Origin of the sequence: Anaeromyxobacter sp. SG66 (assembly GCF_022690805.1) — a bacterium.
Lineage (GTDB): Bacteria > Myxococcota > Myxococcia > Myxococcales > Anaeromyxobacteraceae > Anaeromyxobacter > Anaeromyxobacter soli.
The window spans coordinates 15085-32857 of record NZ_JALCZC010000045.1; the positions used below are offsets into that span (position 1 = coordinate 15085).

General features: G+C 73.6%; 15 protein-coding genes. 2 read left to right on the forward strand and 13 right to left on the reverse strand.

Going from position 1 to position 17773, the window contains the following annotated elements; translation table 11 throughout:
- Positions 1-69: 69 nt before the first annotated feature.
- From MNZ39_RS24980 to uvrB, 10 genes are all read right to left on the reverse strand, one after another.
- Positions 70-1569 (reverse strand): AAA family ATPase, encoded by a 1500-nt coding sequence (locus MNZ39_RS24980; RefSeq protein ID WP_242339401.1) that lies wholly within the window; start codon positions 1567-1569, stop codon positions 70-72.
- Positions 1566-3401: a GspE/PulE family protein gene (locus MNZ39_RS13705; protein ID WP_242339403.1), complete on the reverse strand. Its 1836-nt coding sequence runs from the start codon at positions 3399-3401 to the stop codon at positions 1566-1568. Before MNZ39_RS13705 ends, MNZ39_RS24980 begins: the two co-directional genes overlap by 4 nt.
- A 142-nt stretch (positions 3402-3543) precedes the next feature.
- Positions 3544-3741, reverse strand: coding sequence for a zinc ribbon domain-containing protein (locus tag MNZ39_RS13710; protein ID WP_242339405.1), 198 nt, complete (start codon positions 3739-3741; stop codon positions 3544-3546).
- Between the two features lie 134 nt (positions 3742-3875).
- Positions 3876-4358, reverse strand: a complete 483-nt coding sequence (locus MNZ39_RS13715; protein WP_242339407.1) for a DUF2721 domain-containing protein — start codon at positions 4356-4358, stop codon at positions 3876-3878.
- A 67-nt stretch (positions 4359-4425) separates the two neighbouring features.
- Entirely contained in the window at positions 4426-5064 is a 639-nt protein-coding gene (locus tag MNZ39_RS13720) for an inorganic diphosphatase (protein WP_242339409.1), read from the reverse strand.
- Between the two features lie 38 nt (positions 5065-5102).
- Positions 5103-6044: a serine O-acetyltransferase EpsC gene (gene epsC / locus MNZ39_RS13725; RefSeq protein ID WP_242339410.1), complete on the reverse strand. Its 942-nt coding sequence runs from the start codon at positions 6042-6044 to the stop codon at positions 5103-5105.
- Positions 6041-6970, reverse strand: coding sequence for a cysteine synthase A (gene cysK, locus MNZ39_RS13730; RefSeq protein WP_242339412.1), 930 nt, complete (start codon positions 6968-6970; stop codon positions 6041-6043). Before cysK ends, epsC begins: the two co-directional genes overlap by 4 nt.
- A gap of 81 nt (positions 6971-7051) precedes the next feature.
- A complete protein-coding gene (gene uvrC / locus MNZ39_RS13735) occupies positions 7052-9220 on the reverse strand; it encodes an excinuclease ABC subunit UvrC (RefSeq protein ID WP_242339413.1) in 2169 nt (722 codons plus the stop codon).
- Positions 9221-9372: 152 nt separating this feature from the next.
- Complete coding sequence (locus tag MNZ39_RS13740; RefSeq protein WP_242339414.1) at positions 9373-10020, reverse strand: hypothetical protein; 648 nt, start codon at positions 10018-10020, stop codon at positions 9373-9375.
- Between the two features lie 128 nt (positions 10021-10148).
- Positions 10149-12245, reverse strand: a complete 2097-nt coding sequence (gene uvrB, locus MNZ39_RS13745; RefSeq protein ID WP_242339415.1) for an excinuclease ABC subunit UvrB — start codon at positions 12243-12245, stop codon at positions 10149-10151.
- Positions 12246-12562: 317 nt separating this feature from the next.
- On the opposite strand from uvrB, the gene MNZ39_RS13750 reads away from it, so the two are divergent.
- Positions 12563-12748, forward strand: coding sequence for a hypothetical protein (locus tag MNZ39_RS13750; RefSeq protein ID WP_242339418.1), 186 nt, complete (start codon positions 12563-12565; stop codon positions 12746-12748).
- A gap of 59 nt (positions 12749-12807) precedes the next feature.
- Here the strand turns inward: MNZ39_RS13750 and cysS are convergent, their stop codons facing one another.
- The 3 genes from cysS to MNZ39_RS13765 all read right to left on the reverse strand — a co-directional run bounded on the left by cysS (position 12808) and on the right by MNZ39_RS13765 (position 16107).
- Entirely contained in the window at positions 12808-14256 is a 1449-nt protein-coding gene (gene cysS / locus MNZ39_RS13755) for a cysteine--tRNA ligase (protein WP_242339420.1), read from the reverse strand.
- Positions 14257-14267: 11 nt separating this feature from the next.
- Positions 14268-15437, reverse strand: coding sequence for a 2-C-methyl-D-erythritol 4-phosphate cytidylyltransferase (gene ispD / locus MNZ39_RS13760; RefSeq protein WP_242339426.1), 1170 nt, complete (start codon positions 15435-15437; stop codon positions 14268-14270).
- Between the two features lie 178 nt (positions 15438-15615).
- A complete protein-coding gene (locus MNZ39_RS13765) occupies positions 15616-16107 on the reverse strand; it encodes a CarD family transcriptional regulator (protein ID WP_242339422.1) in 492 nt (163 codons plus the stop codon).
- A 188-nt stretch (positions 16108-16295) separates the two neighbouring features.
- On the opposite strand from MNZ39_RS13765, the gene MNZ39_RS13770 reads away from it, so the two are divergent.
- A partial coding sequence (locus tag MNZ39_RS13770) for a ComEC/Rec2 family competence protein (RefSeq protein ID WP_242339424.1) occupies positions 16296-17773 on the forward strand: 1478 nt, incomplete at its 3' end.

Sequence of the window (17773 nt, forward strand, 5' to 3'; positions counted from 1 at the left end):
CCGGCTCCCTAGCGAGCCGGGCGCTCGCGCGCCCGGGATCCGTGAGCGACCGCGGGTGACGCCGGAGGGCTACTGGGCGCGGCGGAACAGATCCACGACCGCGCCCGCGCGACCCGCCACGCGCGCCCGCCCGCGGGCCCACTCGCGCAGGCTCTTGATCTGGTCCTCGTACGTGCGGAAGAGCGGCACCAGGTCCTGCGCGACGCGCCGCAGGTCGCCCGTCTCCACGTCGCGGCCCAGCGCGTAGGCGCGGTGGAGCGCCCCCACGACGACCTGCTCGAGCTCGGCGCCCGAGTACTCCACGCAGAGCTCGGCGACGGCGCCGACGTCGATCTGCTCGGCGTCGCGGCCCCGGCGGCGGAGGTGCAGGCCGAGGATCTCCCGGCGCGCCTCGGGGTCGGGGAGATCCACGAAGAACAGCTCGTCGAACCGGCCTCGCCGGAGGAGCTCGGGCGGAAGCCGCGACACGTCGTTCGCGGTCGCCACCACGAACACGGGCCCGCGGCGCTCCTGGAGCCAGGTGGAGAACGCGCCGAGGAGCCGCGCGGCGCGGGGCTCGCCGCCGTCCCCCGGGGCGCTGCCCGCGAAGCCCTTCTCGATCTCGTCGACCCACAGGGCCACGGGCGCCAGCGCCTCGGCGGCCTCCAGGGCGGCGGAGAGCCGCTCCTCGGCGGCGCTCGCCCCGAGGACGCGCGGCAGGTCGAGCCGGAGGATCGGCACGCCCAGCCGCGCCGCGGCCGCCTTCGCGGCGAGCGACTTCCCGCAGCCCTGCACGCCCACGAGCAGCACGCCGCGCGGGGGCGGCAGGCCGAAGCGGGACGCGTCCGGGTCGAACGCGAGCGCGCGCTCCTCCATCCAGGCCTTGAACCCGGCGAGCCCGCCCAGGTCCGACGGACCCTCCGCGCTCTCGACGAGCTCGAGGCCCAGGTCGCGCGCGAGGAGCCGCTTCTTCTCCGCGGCGATGATCGCCTGCCCGGCGGCGCCGAGGGTCGGGTCGCGCCGGAGCGCGCGGGTGAAGGCGCGGCGCGCCTGCCCCTCGGACAGCCCGCGGGCCGCGACGAGCGCGCGGTGGCGGACCTCCGGCGCGAGCGCCGCCGCCGGGGCCGGGTGCGCGAGGCCCACCTGCACGGCCTCGAGCAGGGCGGCGAGCTCGCCGTCGTCCGGGAGCGGCAGCCGGAGCACCGCGACGTCGGCGGCGAGACCGTCCGGGACGGCGAGCCGCGGCGCGACGATGGCGAGGCAGCGCCCCTCCGCGGCGAGCCGCGGGAGGAGATCGCGGACCCGGCGAACCGTCAGCGGATCGCGCAGGGCCTCGTGGAAGTCGAGCGCGACCACGATGAGCGGCGCCGGCGCCCGGGCGAGGGCCTCGAGCAGCGCGGCGGGCTCCTTGGCGGCGGGCGCGAGCCCCTCGAGGCCGCGCGGGGCAGACCAGACGGCGGCCCGCGCGCCGAACCCCGCCGCGGCGGCCTCGCACACCGCCACGGCCCGCTCCTCCTCGGCCGTCACGATGTAGAGGAGCGGCGTCCCCGCCGACCAGAGCTCCGCGATCTCCTGGGCGATGGCGCTCACGCGCTGGCCTCCACGTCGGCGGTGGCGCGGAACGCCTCCTCGAACGAGGTCGCCCCCGCCGCGATCTTCCGGACCGCGTGCCCGCGCAGGGACTCGAGCCCGTCCTGCCGCGCGGTCCGCGCCAGCACCTCGGGCGTCGCGCCCTCCGCGATGAGGTGGCGCAGCCGCGCGTTCACCGGCAGCACCTCGAAGATGCCGGTCCGGCCGTAGTACCCGGTGTGCCGGCACTTCGGGCAGCCCTGCCCGCGGCGCGCGAGGAGCTGGCCCGCGTGGTCCTCCGGGTGAGGCACGCCGAGCGCGTGGATCTCGTCCGCGGTGAGCGGCACGTCGCTCGCGCAGGAGGGGCAGACCTGCCGGACGAGCCGCTGCGCCACGATGCCCGTGAGCGTCGCGGCGACGAGGAAGCTCGGCACGCCGAGGTCGCGCAGGCGCGCGATGGCGCTCACGCTGTCGTTCGTGTGGAGCGTCGTGAGGACCATGTGCCCCGTGAGCGCGGCCTGGACGGCCTGCGTGGCGGTCTCGCCGTCGCGGATCTCACCCACCATGATGACGTCGGGGTCCTGGCGCAGCACGTGGCGCAGCGCCTCGGCGAAGCCGGTGCCGGTCTTCGCGTTCGCCGCGATCTGGTTGAACTCCTCGTGCACCATCTCGATGGGATCCTCGATGGTGACGACGTTCACCTCGGGCGAGGCGAGCGCCTGGAGCGCGGAGTACAGGGTGGTCGTCTTCCCGCTGCCGGTCGGCCCGGTCACCACCACGAGCCCGTGAGGCCGCACGAGCCACCGCTCGAGCTGGTCGCGCTCGCCGGGCAGGAACCCGAGCTCGGAGAGATCGCGCACGAGCACGTTGGGGTCGAGCACGCGGATCACGACCTTGTCGCCGAAGGTCGTCGGGATGGTGGAGACGCGCAGCTCCATCTCGGCGTCGCCGCGCGCCGTGCGGATGCGCCCGTCCTGCGGCCGCTTCAGCGAGATGTCGAGCCGGCTCATGATCTTGAACCGGTTCGCGATGGCCCCGTGGACCGCCTTCGGGATGCGGTGGATCGGGTGCAGGATCCCGTCGATGCGCATCCGGATGACGGACTCCTCGCGCCGCGGCTCGAGGTGGATGTCGCTCGCCCGCTGCTCGAACGCGTAGTGGAGCAGGTACTCGACGGCCGCGATCACCGGCTCCGAGGACGCCTCGAGCGCCTCGATCCCCGAGAGGTTCACGAACTGCTCGAGGTTCGCGACGTCCGGCCCCGACGGCCCCTGCTCGAGCTGGGTGTGCGCCTCCGAGATCTGCTGGCGGAAGCCGTAGACCTCGGCGATGGCGCGGTGGATGTCGGAGGGCGACGAGAGCACCGGGTCGATCTCGGCCCCGGTCAGGCCGCGCAGGTTCTCGAACAGCTCGCGGTCGAACGGGTTCGCCGCCGCCACGACGAGCGCCCCGTTGCGGCGCTCGATCGGCAGCACCGCGTGCCTGCGCGCGAACGGGCGCGACAGGGTGCGGGTGATGAGCTGGGCGTCCAGCTTCAGCGGGTCGATCTTGCGGTAAGGGATCCCCACCGCCTGCGCGATGGCCTGGGTGGCCTTGTCCTCGTCGACGAGCTCCGAGTCGCGCCGGGCGTCGGGGAACTCGAACGAGGCCAGCACCTCCACGGGCGAGAGCTCCGCCCGGCGCAGCCCGCGGCCACCCGCGCGCGAGGCGTGATCGCGGAGCAGGCGGGCGCGCTGCACGTTCTCGCGCGCGAAGGCGGTGCGCTTGGCGTCGTCGGTGAGGATCCCCTCGCGGGCGAGGAGATCGGCCACGAACTCGAGGGTGTAGTCGGTCGCGCGGTAGGTCCTGGCCATCGGCGCGCGCGAGTGTACCGCGGGGTCCCCCGCGCCAGAAGTTCCCGGGAGCTCCGCCCTTGTAGGTGTTCGACGCAGCGCGGGCGCCGCCCGCGCCGCTACCGTCGTGGTGTGCCGCCCGACCGGGCGGCGGCTAGATGCTTCAACCGACGGGGCCGCACGCGGGCGGCGCCCCACCGCCGGAGCCGCCCACGCGGGCGGCCGCGGGGCGCGACATCTGCCGCGCGACCTCGGTCCCTCCGCAGGCCGGGCACTTCACCTCGGCCTCGTCCGTCTTGCGGACGATGAGCTCCTCGAACTTCTTCTCGCAGCTGGCGCAGGCGTACTCGTAGATCGGCATCGTCGGGAGGGACCTCGGGCCTCAGGGCCCGTTCTTCGCATGAGAGCCCACCGCCGCGGGAAGGATTCGTGGACCGGGCGGGCACGGCGGCGGCCTGCGACGCGGCGGCGCGTCCCGCCCGGCCGCCCGTCGGCTCAGTGCGCACGCACTCCGGCCGGCTCTCGCAACGGGGCCTCGGGGGTGCGCCCGATGATGTCCGCCGCCTCGGCCCGCACCGTCCGCCGCGCGAGCGTGATCGAGGCCATGACGTAGATCGCCATGCCGGCGAGGAGGAGCACCCCGACGCCGAACGTCATGACGGGGACCGCCGCGGAGAGCGACACGAACGCCTGCGCGAGCCACAGGAGCGAGGTGACCACGAACGCGAACAGCGCGGCGTAGTCGAGGAGGATGGCGCGCGAGTAGAGCCGGTGCCGGAGCTCCATCACGCGCACCTGCCGCGCCACGACGGCCCGCCGCGCCGGCGCGTCCTCGTCGCGGAACTCGCGGGCGAGATCGCGCAGGCGCCCGGACATCCGGGCGACCTGGTTGTCGAGGCCGAGCGCGATGAGGCCGCACGCGGAGACCATGACCGCCGGCGTCACCGCCGCCGCGATGTGTTCGAGCGCGTGTTCCATCGGCGACGAACATAACCACCCGCCCGTCCGCGCGCCCCGGACGAGCGGGCCCCTCCCCGCGAGCCCGCTAGCGGCGGGCCTTGGCGGTGGCCTTCCGCGCGGAGGGCTTCGCCCGGCTCGCCTGCCGCGCCCTGGGCGGCAGCGCCGGCGGGGCGAGCGGCGCCTCCTTGAGCCGTACCTTCTCCTGCTCGTAGAGGCGGATGGCGTCGCGTAGCACCTGCAGGCCCTCGGAGCGGCCCTGCGGCTCGGAGACGAGCACCTTCTTGTTCTCGAGGGCCTTGTAGTCCTCGAAGAAGCGCTTCAGCTCGCGCAGCTTGTGGGAGGGGATCTGGGAGATGTCCGAGTAGTCCGAGTAGGTCGGATCGTCGGCGTGCACCGCGATGAGCTTGTCGTCCTCGCCCTTGTCGTCGCGCATCTTCATGACGCCGATGACCTTGGCGCGCATGATGGCGAGCGGTACGATCGCCTCCTGGCACAGCACGAGGACGTCGAGCGGATCGCCGTCGTCGCAGTACGTGCGCGGGACGAAGCCGTAGTTCGCCGGATAGTGAACCGAGGAGAAGAGGATCCGGTCGACGAGGAGCAGCCCGGACTTCTTGTCCAGCTCGTACTTCACCTTCGAGCCGGTGGCGATCTCGATGATGGCCGGGACCGGCTCCTCGATGAAGCGGGGCAGCTCGACGTCGTGCCAGGGGTGGTAGGCCAAGGAGGCGTTTCCTTTCGGTTCGGCGCCCCGCGCGAGGCTCAGATCCCGCCGCCGTGCGAGTAGCGCTGCTCCCGGACCTCGGCCTGCGTGATGCGGCTCCCGGGCGGAACGCCGTTGGTGAGCCAGACGTTGCCGCCGATCGACGAGCCCTTGCCGATCACGATCCGGCCGAGGATGGTGGCGCCGGCGTATACCACGACGTCGTCCTCGACGATCGGGTGCCGATCGATGCCCTTGATCGGGGTCCCCTTCTCGTCGAGCGGGAAGCTCTTCGCCCCGAGGGTCACGCCCTGGTACAGGCGGACGCGATCCCCGATCCGGGACGTCTCCCCCACCACGACGCCCGTGCCGTGGTCGATGAAGAAGCGCTCGCCGATCGCCGCGCCCGGGTGGATGTCGATCCCCGTCAGCGTGTGGGCGTGCTCCGTGATGATGCGGGGGATGAGCGGCACCCCGAGGACGTGCAGCTCGTGGGCGATGCGCTGGTTCGTGATGGCGAAGATGCCCGGGTAGGCGAAGATCGCCTCGTCGCGCGTCTTCAGCGCGGGATCGCCCTCGTAGGCGGCCTCGACGTCGGAGGCCACGAGTCGCCGGAGCTCCGGGACGCGCCCGAGGAACGCTCGCGTCACGTGGCGCGCGGTGTCCGCGCAGTGATCGCACGTGTCCAGGTCGTGACGCTCCGTGAACGACAGCCCGCGCCGGACCTGCTCCTCGAGCGAGCGGAGCGCGCGGGCCAGCGTCGCGCCGACGAAGTAGTGCAGGCTCTCGCCGTGGACGTCGTTCGTCCCGAAGTAGCCGGGGAACAGGACCCCGCGCAGATCCTCGACGAAGCCGATCACGGCCTCGCGCGACGGGAGGGTCACCTTCCCGCCGGGCGGGAACGCCGTCGCGAGCGTCGCCTCGCGGCAGAGCCGGTCGACCACCGGCGCGAGCGCCACCGTGTCGACGGCCGGCGCCCTCGCCTGCTTGGAATCGCTCACTTCGCCTCCTCGAAGAGCCATGTGGACAGGTACCGCTCCCCGGTGTCGGGGAGCACCGCGACCACGAGCTTACCCTCGTTCTCGGGCCGCCGGGCGATCTCCCGCGCCGCCCAGGCGACGCCGCCGTCGGAGATGCTCGAGAGGATCCCCTCCTCCTTGCAGAGGCGGCGCGCCATGTCCCCCGCGTCCTCGTGACGCACCGTCACGATCTCGTCGAGGAGCTTCGGGTCCAGCACCTTGGGCACGAACCCCGGGCCCCACCCCTGGATCTTGTGCGGCCCCGGCTTGCCGCCGGAGAGCACCGGCGAGTCCGCCGGCTCGGCCGCGACGATCCGCAGGGACGGCTTGCGCGGCTTCAGCACCTGGGCGCAGCCCGTGACCGTGCCGCCCGTGCCGGTCGCGCAGACGAGGATGTCCACCTTGCCGTCCGTGTCGCGCCAGATCTCCTCCGCCGTGGTCCGGCGGTGGATGTCCGGGTTGGCGGGGTTCTCGAACTGCTGCAGGATGAGGTAGCGCGGGTCCTTCGCGGCCATCTCCTCGGCGCGCTTGATGGCGCCCTTCATCCCCTCCGCGCCCGGCGTGAGCACGAGCTCCGCCCCGAAGGCGACGAGCAGCTTGCGGCGCTCCACGCTCATGGTGTCCGGCATGGTCAGCGTGAGGGGGTAGCCCTTCGCGGCGGCGGCGAACGCGAGGCCGATGCCGGTGTTGCCGCTCGTCGGCTCGAGCAGGATCGTGTCGGGCTTGATCTTCCTCTCCCGCTCCGCGGCCTCGATCATCGAGACGCCGATCCGATCCTTCACGCTGCCCGCCGGATTCCACATCTCGAGCTTCGCCGCGACGGTCGCCTTCGCGCCGTCGAGCACGCGGTTGAGCCGCACGAGCGGCGTGTTGCCGATGAGCTTCGTGATGTCTTCGGCGATGCGCATGTGACCTCCGTAAAGGGGACCGGTTCCGTCCTGCATAAGAGGCCGGCGCCCGCCCGGCAACGCTCGACCGGCGGCCGCGCGTCACTCCGTCAGCGACGGGGCGTGCGCGTCCTCGATCGGCTCCACGCCCTCCCCGGCCTCGGCCTCCGCCGCGAGCGCCGCGTCGATGTCCGCCTCGGTCACGCCCTCGGCGGGCGGGCCCGCGGGGACGGCGGCCGGGGGCGCGCCGGCGAGGGGCCCGGCGACCTCGGGGCCCTCCGGCGCGGCGGCATCCGATCCGACGGCGGCGTGGAAGAACTCGTGCACGGCCCGCGCCTGCTTCGGCCCGAACCCGTCCACCTCGCCGATCTCCGCGAGCGTCGCCTCCTTCACGCGCCGGAGCGACCCGAAGTGGCGGAGCAGCGTCCGCTTCCGCCCCTCCCCGACGCCGGGGATCTCCTCGAGCACGCTCTGGAAGTTCCGCTCGCGCCGGAGCTTGCGATGGAAGGTGATCGCGAAGCGGTGCGCCTCGTCGCGCAGGCGGGCGAGCAGGAAGAGCTCCGCCGAGTTCTGCCGCAGCACGACCGGATCCTTTCGCGCCGGGAGGAACACGCGCTCGGGGCTCCGCGCCAGCTCGGACACGAACCCGCGCTCCTGCGCCTCCGCCGCGTCCGCGAGCGCCGCGGCGCCGCGCGCGCCCCGTCCCCGGCGCCCGATGACCCGCGACGTCCCGAGGGCCGGCGCGTCCACGAGCCGGCTCTTCGCGAGGCCGACGAGCTCGACGAAGGGCGCGCCCACGTTGCCGGGTGACGGCTTCGTCGGAACGCCCAGGTCCTTCGCGGCGGCGAGCGCCGCGTTGAGCTGGCCCTTGCCGCCGTCGATGACGAGCAGGTCCGGGAACACGCCCTCGCCGATCGCGCGCTTGAGCCGCCGCGAGACGACCTCGTAGAGCATCGCGAAGTCGTCCTGCCCCGCGACCCCCTTCACCTTGTAGCGGCGGTAGTTGGCCTTGTCGGGCTCCCCGTCCCGGAACGAGACGCCCGAGCCGACCGCGAGCGCGCCCTGGAAGGTGGAGATGTCGTAGCACTCCATCCAGCGCGGCGGCTTCGCGAGGTGGAGCGCGCGCGTGAGCGCCGCGAGCGCCTGCTCGCGCCGCTCGTCCTTCTCGTGCCAGCTCTTGAACCCCTGCTCCGCGTTGCGCGCCGCCACCTCGAGGAGATCCGCCTTCGCGCCGCGCTGCGGGGTGAGGACCCGCACGCGGCGGCCGCGCCGCTCGGCGAGCACCTCGGCGAGCGCGTCGGCCTCGACCGGCTCGACCGGGACGAGGATCTCCTCCGGCGCCGGGTTCTGCTCGTAGTAGAGGGAGAGGAAGGACGAGAGCGTCTCCTCGTCCGGGAACTCCTGCTCGCGGAACGGGTAGCTGCGCGAGTCCTGGAGCTTCCCGCCGCGCATGGCGAGGACCTGCACCACGAGGTCCGGGCCCTCCCGGTAGAGCCCGACCACGTCGCGATCGGCCCGGTCGGCCATGAGCACGCGCTGCTTCTCGAGGCTGCGCTCCACCGCCTGGAGCTGATCGCGGAGCCGCGCCGCGTCCTCGAAGCGGAGCGCGCCCGCCGCCTCCTCCATCCGCCCGCGGAGCCGCTCGACGAGCTCGGACTCGCGCCCCTCGAGGAACTCGATGGCGTCCTCGACCGACCGCCGGTACTCGGCCTCGGGCACGTCGTACACGCACGGCGCCGGGCAGCGCTTGATCTGGTAGAGGATGCAGGGCCGCTTCCGGTGGTCGAACACGTGGTCGGTGCACGTCCTGAGCTGGAAGTGCCGGTTCACGACCCGGAGCGTCTCCCGGATCGAGCTCGCCGACGAGTACGGGCCGAAGTAGCGCGCGCCCGGGCGGCGCGGCTCTCGCGCGCGCCGGACCTCGAGGCGCGGGAACGGGTGACGGTCGTCGAGCCGCAGGACGATGAAGTCCTTGTCGTCGCGCAGCCGGATGTTGAACCGCGGCTTGTGCCGCTTGATGAGCTCGTTCTCGAGGAGGACGGCCTCCTTCTCCGAGCGCGTGACGATGACCTCGAGATCGCCGAGGAGGTCGTCGAGCAGCGCGACGAAGGCGCGGCGGTCGCCGCGCGAGGCGTCGAAGTAGGAGCGGACGCGCGAGCGGAGGCTCGACGCCTTCCCCACGTAGACCACCTCGCCGCGGCGGTCCTTCATGAGGTAGCAGCCCGGCTCGGCGGGCAGCTCGTCGAGCTTCTTTCGGAGGTTCGCGTCCATCCCGGAGTAGAGGAATTACCCGGAAATGGGGCGCGGATCACCTGTGGGTTCGCGCGGGCGGGCGGCCGCGCCCCGGCGTCGGCCGGGACGCCCCGCTCCCTCGCGGTCGGCGCGGGCCCTCCCGGGCGCCCGGACGCCTCCCCGCCGCTCGCTCAGGGGACGCAGGTGGGGCTGTCGCAGCCCGCGCCGAGGCCGCTGCAGACGTCGATCGAGAACCCGCACACCGGGACGTCGAACGCGCCGCTCACGCTGCTCCCGTCCGAGAAGGTGACGCTCGCGCTCCCGGTCACCCGGTCCGGCCCCGTCCTGTCGAGCGTGACGGTGCCGCCGGTCGCCTCGACCGCGCTCGCGGAGTCCGCGCACGCCCCGTCGGTCTTCGCGACGAACGCGGTCGCGACGGTGAACGGCTTCGTCACGTCGGGCTGGGCCGTGGTGACGGGGTAGGTCCCCGGCTGGACCGCGGTCGCGGCGCCGACCGCGCTCGCGTTCAGCACGAGCAGGTTCACGGTGGTCCCGTTCGCCTTCCCGCCGCACGCCTTCGTCTGCTGGGCGACCTGGCACATGTTCTCGAACGTCCCGAAGCCCACGAGGATCGCGGTCGCGCTCGCCTGCAGCACGTCCTGGAAGACGCAGGTCTCCGGGCTCAGCACGAGGGCGGTGCCGTCCACCGGGTCGAACGCCTGGCCCAGCACCGTCCCCTTCACCCGGGCGGGCTCGGGCTCGGACTTCTTGCCGTCGCCGCCGCCACCGCACGCCCCCAGCACCCCCACCAGCACGACCGCCGCCGCGATCCGCTCCATGGTCCGATCTCCCTCCGTGAAGATGGAGATCCATCCCTACCGATCGCGAGGCGCCGCACGTCTTCCCACGCGGGGCGGCGCTCCTCCAGGCGGCGACGGCACGCGCTCGCTCGCCCGCCCGCCGGTGGTCAGCGCCGGCGGCGCCGCTGCTGCGGGCGCCGCGCGCCGCCGAGCTTCCCCATCGCCGCCGCGCCGGCGAAGGCGCCGGAGCCGAGCAGCCCCTTCACCCCGCTCGCCTTGGCGGGCAGCCCGAGCTGGAGGTCCTTCAGCGCGAGGATGCGATCGCGGAGCTGCGCCGCCTTCTCGAACTCGAGCGCCTTCGCCGCCTCCTTCATCTCCTCCTCGAGCGAGGCGACGATGATCGGGAGCTGCTCCGGCTTGTACTCCGCGCCCTCGGCGGCCATCGGCACGGTGACGTAGTCCGCCTCCACGATCGCCATCTGCAGGTCGGTGATGTTGCGCTTCACCGTCTGCGGGGTGATCCCGTGCTCGAGGTTGTAGGCGCGCTGGATCTCGCGGCGCCGGTTCGTCTCGTCGAGCGCCTGCTTCATGGACGCCGTGATCGAGTCTGCGTACAGGATCACGCGCCCGTTCACGTTCCGCGAGGCCCGCCCGATCGTCTGGATGAGCGACACCGACGAGCGGAGGAAGCCCTCCTTGTCGGCGTCCAGCACCGCGACGAGCGAGACCTCGGGGATGTCGAGGCCCTCGCGCAGCAGGTTGATGCCGATGAGCACGTCGAACTCGCCCTTGCGCAGGTCGCGGATGAGCGCGCTGCGCTCGAGCGTCTCGATGTCGGAGTGCAGGTAGCGGCAGCGGACGCCCACGTCGGTGAAGTACTCGGTGAGGTCCTCCGCCATCCGCTTCGTGAGCGTCGTGACGAGGACGCGCTCCCCGGCCTCCGCGCGCTTGCGCACCTCGCCGAGGAGATCGTCCACCTGGGACCCCACCGGCCGGACCTCGACCTCCGGGTCCGTCAGGCCGGTCGGGCGGATGATCTGCTCGACGACGACGCCCTGCGCCTTCTGCAGCTCGTACTCGGCCGGCGTCGCCGAGACGTAGATGCCCTGGCGCACGAGCCCCTCGAACTCCTCGAACTTGAGCGGCCGGTTGTCGAGCGCCGACGGCAGGCGGAACCCGAAGTCCACCAGCGTCTCCTTGCGCGAGCGGTCGCCGCGGTACATGGCGCCGATCTGCGGGACGGTCTGGTGCGACTCGTCGATGACGAGGAGGAAGTCCTTCGGGAAGTAGTCGAGGAGGCACGGCGGCGGATCGCCCGCCTTCCGGCCCGAGAGCCAGCGCGAGTAGTTCTCGATGCCGGAGCAGAACCCCATCTGCTCGAGCATCTCGAGGTCGAACATCGTCCGCTGCTCGAGCCGCTGCGCCTCGACGAGCTTGTTCGCCGCCTTGAGCTCGCCGAGCCGCTCGCGCAGCTCCTCGCGGATCCCGTCGACGGCGCGCTTGCGCGTCTCGGGCGCCGACACGTAGTGGCTGTTCGGGAAGATCGCCGCCTTGTCGAGCTCGGCCAGCGTCTGGCCGCGGAGCGGATCGAACTCGTGGATCGACTCGACCACGTCGCCGAAGAACTCGATCCGGATGGCGCGATCCTCCTCGTACGGCGGGAACACCTCGATGGTGTCGCCGCGCACGCGGAAGGTGCCGCGGTGGAAGTCGACGTCGTTCCGCTCGTACTGGATGTCGATGAGCGACCGGATGAAGCGGTCGCGCAGGAACTCCTGCCCCCGCTCCACCTGCTGCAGGAGGCCGTAGTAGGCCTCCGCGGTGCCGAGGCCGTAGATGCAGGAGACGGAGGCGACGATGAGCACGTCGTTGCGCGTGAGGAGCGCGTGCGTGGCCGCGTGCCGCATCCGATCGATCTCGTCGTTGATGGACGAGTCCTTCTCGATGTACGTGTCGGTCGACGGGACGTACGCCTCGGGCTGGTAGTAGTCGTAGTACGAGACGAAGTAGTGGACGGCGGCGCTGGGGAAGAGCTCCTTGAACTCGCCGTAGAGCTGGGCCGCGAGCGTCTTGTTGTGCGCGATGACGAGCGTCGGCCGCCGCACCTCCGCCACCACGTTCGCGACGGTGAAGGTCTTGCCCGAGCCGGTGACGCCGAGCAGGACCTGGTGCGGGTCGCCGCGGCGCAGCCCGGCCGTGAGCTCCTCGATGGCCCGCGGCTGATCGCCCGTGGGCTTGAACTCGCTCCTCAAGTCGAAAGGCACGCAGCGGAGTGTAACGGCGCGCGGCCCCGCGATCAGGAACCGTTCGCCGTCTCCCTCCCGCGGCGGGCGGCGAGGCCTCCGCTCCCCGCCTGGCGGCGCACCGTCCGGGACTGCGCGCCCGGGCGGAGAGTGGCGGCGCGGACGCTCGACAAGCGCACCCGTTCCGGTTACGTTGCGCGCGTCCCGCCTGTCGAAACGGCACGGGCCCAGGCGGCGTACGTCCGCCCGGCGCAGCGCGCGGCGTGAGCCGCTTCCCGGGGGCTCGGCCGCAGTGGCCGGGCCCCCACGATTTCGCGATCTCGAGCCCCGGAGGAGAGATGGCCTTCAACCCTGGAGCGACCAAGCGGCAGAAGGAGGCGGCGCGCCGCGACAAGCAGCGCCGCAAGGACGAGAAGAAGGAGCAGCGCAAGCGCGAGAAGGTGGACCGCGGTCCCGTCGCGCCGGGCGAGGACCCCGACATCGCCGGGATCGTCCCCGGTCCGCAGCCGCCGCTCGAGGAGTGACCTCCCGCGCCGCGGACGCCCGGTCTCCCGGCGCGTCCGCCGGCCGCGCCCGACCGCGGCTACTCGACCTTCCAGGTCGTGCCCTGCGGCCCGTCCATGATCGCGACCCCTTCGGCGAGCAGCGCGTCGCGGATGGCGTCCCCGCGCGCGAAGTCCCGCGCCTTGCGCGCCTCGGCGCGCGCGACGAGCTTCGCCTCCACGGCCGCCGGCTCGATCCCGCGGCGCGCCGCCGCCTTGGCGCGGACGGCGCGCAGCGCCTCGGCCGGCCGGCGCTGAACGAGCCCGAGCGTCGTGCCGACCTCGCGCACGTCCCGCGCGAACGCGGCGAGCCGGGCGCGGTCCTCCGGGCTCTTCTTCCCCCTGCGATCGGCGAGCGCGTTCGCCGCCGTGAACGCCTCTGCGAGCGCGGCGAGCACCTGCGGCGCGTTGAAGTCGTCGTCGAGCGCCCGGCGCGCGGCCTCCACCACCGCCCCGCCCTCCCCCGCCGGCGAGATCCCCTCGGAGAGGGCGTCCACCTTCTCGAGCGTCTCGTAGAAGTAGTTCAGGCGGCGCTCGGCCTCGGAGAGGATCGCGTCCGAGTAGTTGATCGGGTTGCGGTAGTGCGTCCCCAGGAAGAAGAGGCGGATGGCCTCCGGGTCGAACTTCGCGATCACGTCGCGCAGCGTGAAGAAGTTGCCGAGCGACTTCGACATCTTCTCGCTGTCGATCTCGACGAACCCGTGGTGCATCCAGTGGCGGCAGAAGCTCTCCGCCGTCCGGCCGTCCCCCACCGCCGCGGCCGACTGCGCGATCTCGTTCGTGTGGTGAGGGAAGACGAGGTCCTTGCCCCCGCCGTGCAGGTCGATGGGCGCGCCGAGGTGGGCGAGGGTCATGGCCGAGCACTCGATGTGCCAGCCCGGCCGGCCGCGGCCCCAGGGCGAGTCCCACGCCGGCTCGCCGGGCTTCGCCGCCTTCCAGAGCGCGAAGTCGAGTGGATCGCGCTTCGCCTCGCCGGGCTCCACGCGCGCGCCGGAGCGGAGGTCGTCGAGGTTCCGCTTGGCGAGCCGCCCGTAGTCGGGGAACGCGCGCACCGCGTAGTACACGTCGCCGTTCCCCGGCGCGTACGCGAAGCCCTTCTCCACGAGCGTCGAGATCATCGCGACGATCTGCGGGACGTGCTCGGAGACCTTCGGCGCCACGTCGGGGCGCAGGTTGCCGAGGGCGTCCATGTCCTCGTCGAACTCCTCGGCGTAGCGGGCCGCGAGCTTCACCGGGTCCTCGCCCCGCTCGTTCGCGCGGCGGATGATCTTGTCGTCCACGTCGGTGAAGTTCCGGACGTAGCGGACCTCGTAGCCGCGGGCCCGCAGGTGCCGCACCACGAGGTCCCACACGACGTAGCTCCGGCCGTGGCCGACGTGCGCCGAGTCGTAGACGGTGGGGCCGCAGGCGTAGAAGCGGATCTTGCCGGGCTCGATGGACACGAGCTCGCGCTTCGTGCCGGTGAGCGTGTCCGAGATGACGATGGGCATCGGCGCTTCTCCTACCGCACTCTGACGAGGAGCGCGACGGCGTGCGCGGCGATCCCCTCGCCGCGCCCGACGAAGCCCATCCCCTCGCCCGTGGTGGCCTTCACGTTCACCTGCGCGGGCGCGACGCCGAGCGCCTCGGCGAGCCGCGCGCGCATCTCCTCGGCGCGCGGCGCGATCTTGGGCCGCCGGGCCGCGAGCGTCACGTCGCAGTTCCCGACCCGGAGGCCCCGGGCGGCCGCCTTCGCGGCGATCTCGCGGAGCAGCGCGAGCGAGGAGACCCCCTTCCAGCGCGGGTCGGTGTCGGGGAAGTGGCGGCCGAGATCGCCGAGCCCGGCCGCGCCCAGGATCGCGTCGCCGATGGCGTGGGCGCACACGTCCGCGTCGGAGTGGCCGAGGAGGCCGTCCCCGTCGAACTCGACGCCGCCGAGCACGAGCCTGCGCCCCTCCGCGAACCGGTGGGTGTCGTAGCCGACCCCCATCGCCACGGGGGCCTCGAGGAAGGTCCGGGCCCGGGCGACGTCCTCGGGCCCGGTGATCTTGAAGTTCCCCGGCTCCCCGGGCACGAGCGTCACGGTCGCCCCCATGGCCTCGACGAGCGCGCACTCGTCCGTGGCCTCGGCCGCCGCGGCCCCCGCCCGCTCGAACGCCTCGAGGAGCAGGGCCCGCCGGAACCCCTGGGGTGTCTGCGCGAGCCAGAGCGCACGCCGGTCGAGCGTCGCCTCGACCCGCGCGGGCGCGGCGGCGTCGGCGCGGGCCGCGGCCCGCTTCACCGTGTCCGTGACCGGGAGGGCCGCCAGGGCCGCCCCGTCGCGCGCCGCCGCCTCCGCCACGCGCGTCGCGAGCTCCGCGGTCGCGAACGGCCGGGCGGCGTCGTGCACGAGCACGATCCCGCAGCCGTCCGCCGCGCGCACGCCGTTCCGCACCGAGTCGGCGCGCGCGGCGCCGCCCACGACAGCCCGCGCCGGCTTCCCGAGCCCTGCCAGCTCGGCGAGCCCGCGCTCCTCCTCGCCGGCGGGCACCACCGCCACGAGCTCGTCGACGGCGTCGCAGCCGGCGAGCACGCGCGCCGCGCGCCGCAGGACCGTCTCGCCCCCGACCTCGAGCCACTGCTTTCGGACCCCGGCGCGCACGCCGGAGCCGCCTGCCGCCAGGATCGCCGCCACCCGCTCGCCGCGGATCATCCGGATCTCCTCGCCCGCGACGCGGGCTGGCACCGCACCTGCTACAGCCGTGACCACCGTGACCGCCGCTCACCCACCCGCGCGCACGAGCGCGCCGATACGCAACCGCCGCGCGGACGAGCGTCCGTGCGGCGGTCGGGTGGGATGCGCCCGGGCGCCTTCGCGCCCGGGCAGCCGGTCAACAGTTGAAGATCTTCTTCAGGTCCTGCTCGACGTCGTCCTCGCCGCACTCCTTCGCGATCGCGAGCTCCTTGATGAGCAGCGAGCGCGCCGTGTCGAGCATCTTCCGCTCGCCGAACGAGAGGTCCTTGTCGGAGCGGAGGAGGTACAGGTCGCGCAGGACCTCGGCGATCTCGAAGACGCTGCCCGTCTTGATCTTGTCCATGTACTCCCGGTAGCGGCGGTTCCAGGTCGTCGAGTCGACCGAGACCTCCTTCTCCCGGAGGATGGTGTAGACGCGTCGGACGTCCTTCTCCCCGATGATCTCGCGCAGGCCGACGGAGCCGACCTTGTTCATGGGGATCATGATCTTCATCCCGTTCTCGAGGATCCGGAGCACGTAGAAGGACTGGCGCTGGCCGGCGACCTCCTTGTGCTCGATTCCCATGACCTCGCCGACCCCCTGGCCGGGATAAACCGCCTTGTCCCCGACCTTGAAATTCGGGGCCATCTGAGTAGCCTGCGTTGCGGGCATTCCTTCCTCCGCTCCCTGAGTCTTCCCGGGAGCCGACCGGAACGGTCGAGGCCAGGGCGGGAGCTTGATCGCGGGAGGCTATCACAAGCTCCCGTTCCGCTCAATAACACTACGGAAATCGGATTTCTTCGCGTGCCTCCCGTTTGGGGGTCCCGAGGGGTCCGTTGACCCGCCGGGATCCCCTCGTCGCGCCGGCGCTCGGCCTCGTCGCCGGAGTGGCCCTCGGCCTCCACGGCGCTCGCCTCCCGGCCGCCTCTGCCCCACTCCTGCTCCTCGGGGCGTCCCCGCCGCTCGCGCCCGCGGCCTTCGCCGTGGCCGGCTGGTGGGCAGCCGAGCGTGCGCTCACGGCCGCCGGAGAGGGAACGGCGCGTGCTCGCGACTCCCGAGGCGATCGGGGCCTCTCCTCGGGTCCGCCGCGGCCGGCGCCGCTCGAGGGCCGGATCGTCTCGGTTCCGGAGTCCCTCGGCGACCGCGTCCGCTTCCGGCTCCGCGCCCCGGAGGGCCGCCCGCTGGAGGTGCTCGCCGCGCAGGCGCCCTGGCCGCTCGGCCTGGGCGACGAGGTGCGGCTGCGGGCGGTGCTCCGGGTTCCCCCCGAGGCCCGCAACCCCGGCGGGCGCGACGTGCGCGCGCGGCTCGCGGCGAGCGGCATCGCGCACCAGGCGCTCGCGACCGGCCCGGCGATCCGGACCCGTCCCGCGCGCGCGCCGAGCTGGCTCGAGCGCGGCCGCGAGCGGCTCGCGGAGGAGGCGACGCGTGCGCTGCCGGTCCGCGAGGCCGGGGTCGTGCGCGCCATCGGCGCGGGGGATCGGGGCGGGATCGATCCGGAGACGAGCACCTCGTTCGCCCGGAGCGGGCTCGCCCACGTCCTGGCCGTCTCGGGCATGCACCTCGTGGTGGTCGCGTTCGGGCTCGAGCGGCTGCTGCGCGCTCTCCTCCTGCGCGCGGACGCGCTCGCCGCGCGGGCCGACCCGCGCAGGATCGCCGCCGCGATCGCCCTCCCGGTCGCGCTCGTCTACGCGATCGCCACCGGGGCCGGCCCGCCCGTGCTGCGCGCCGCGGTCGCGGCGACGGTGATCCTCGCCGGCACCGCGCTCCACCGCGAGCCCGGCGGCGCGAACACCCTCGCGCTCGCCGCGATCGCGCTCCTCGCCGCGGATCCGGGCGGAGCGCTCGACGTCTCGCTGCAGCTCTCGTTCGCGGCGGTCGCAGGCCTCGTCGCCTGGGCCGGGCCTCTCCGCCGCGCGCTCCCGCTCGAGCGGCCGCGCGCCGGCACCTGGCGGGCGCGCCTCCTCGAGCCCGTCGTCGCGGGGGCCTGCGCGAGCGTCGCCGCGTCGCTCGCCGCCGCGCCGGTGCTCGCCTTTCACTTCCGCCAGCTCCCCGTGCTCGGGCTCCTCGCCAACGTCGCCGCCGTGCCCATCGGCTCGGCGCTCACGATCGCGGCCACGATCGCTGCGGTCGGCGCGGCGGCCGCCCCCGCGCTCGGAGCGCTCGCCCTCGTCGCGGCGCGCCCGCTGGCGACCGCGCTCCTCGCCGTCTCGGACGCAGCCGCGGCGCCCCGGCTCGCGGTGGTCGGCGTCGGCTCGCCGGGGCTCGCCGGCGTCGTGGCGTTCTACGTGGCGGCGCTCGTCGCCACCCGCGCCCG

Bases quoted from the DNA above. Each gene is read 5' to 3' on its own strand.
- MNZ39_RS13705 (WP_242339403.1), bottom strand. From the start codon at position 3,401: ATGGCCAGGACCTACCGCGCGACCGACTACACCCTCGAGTTCGTGGCC.
- MNZ39_RS13710 (WP_242339405.1), bottom strand. From the start codon at position 3,741: ATGCCGATCTACGAGTACGCCTGCGCCAGCTGCGAGAAGAAGTTCGAG.
- MNZ39_RS13715 (WP_242339407.1), bottom strand. From the start codon at position 4,358: ATGGAACACGCGCTCGAACACATCGCGGCGGCGGTGACGCCGGCGGTC.
- cysK (WP_242339412.1), bottom strand. From the start codon at position 6,970: ATGCGCATCGCCGAAGACATCACGAAGCTCATCGGCAACACGCCGCTC.
- uvrC (WP_242339413.1), bottom strand. From the start codon at position 9,220: ATGGACGCGAACCTCCGAAAGAAGCTCGACGAGCTGCCCGCCGAGCCG.
- MNZ39_RS13740 (WP_242339414.1), bottom strand. From the start codon at position 10,020: ATGGAGCGGATCGCGGCGGCGGTCGTGCTGGTGGGGGTGCTGGGGGCG.
- MNZ39_RS13750 (WP_242339418.1), top strand. From the start codon at position 12,563: ATGGCCTTCAACCCTGGAGCGACCAAGCGGCAGAAGGAGGCGGCGCGC.
- cysS (WP_242339420.1), bottom strand. From the start codon at position 14,256: ATGCCCATCGTCATCTCGGACACGCTCACCGGCACGAAGCGCGAGCTC.
- ispD (WP_242339426.1), bottom strand. From the start codon at position 15,437: ATGATCCGCGGCGAGCGGGTGGCGGCGATCCTGGCGGCAGGCGGCTCC.
- MNZ39_RS13765 (WP_242339422.1), bottom strand. From the start codon at position 16,107: ATGGCCCCGAATTTCAAGGTCGGGGACAAGGCGGTTTATCCCGGCCAG.